The sequence below is a fragment of the Pseudoalteromonas sp. S408 genome, from assembly GCF_005886645.1.
In the GTDB taxonomy this organism is placed as follows: domain Bacteria; phylum Pseudomonadota; class Gammaproteobacteria; order Enterobacterales; family Alteromonadaceae; genus Pseudoalteromonas.
In genome coordinates this window covers 1-282 of sequence record NZ_PNDY01000095.1, presented here as the reverse complement: position 1 = coordinate 282, position 282 = coordinate 1, and the positions used below count along the sequence as shown (strand labels likewise).

The window sequence follows — 282 nt, the reverse complement described above, 5'->3', positions numbered from 1 at the left end:
AGATCATAAAAGATGTTTGGGTAGGTACCGATGCTTATTTTAAAGGGGCGAACAAACTAAAAAATCTTACCGTTAATTCAGGGGAAGAAGGCCGTACCCAAATTGGGGAGGGTTGTGAAATAGTGAATGGCATCATCGGTTATGGCTGCCGTATATTTTACGGCGTTAAAGCAGTAAGATTTATTATGGCCGATCATTCCCAACTAAAATATGGGGCACGATTGCTCAACTCCTATTTAGGACATAACGCTACCATTTCTTGCTGCGAAGTATTGAATTCAT

Annotated in this window: 1 protein-coding gene; it reads left to right on the top strand. The window is 40.4% G+C overall.

Features of this window, described 5'->3' with window-relative positions:
- A partial coding sequence (locus tag CWB62_RS18585; protein WP_138556303.1) for a DUF4954 family protein occupies positions 1 to 282 on the top strand: 282 nt, incomplete at both ends.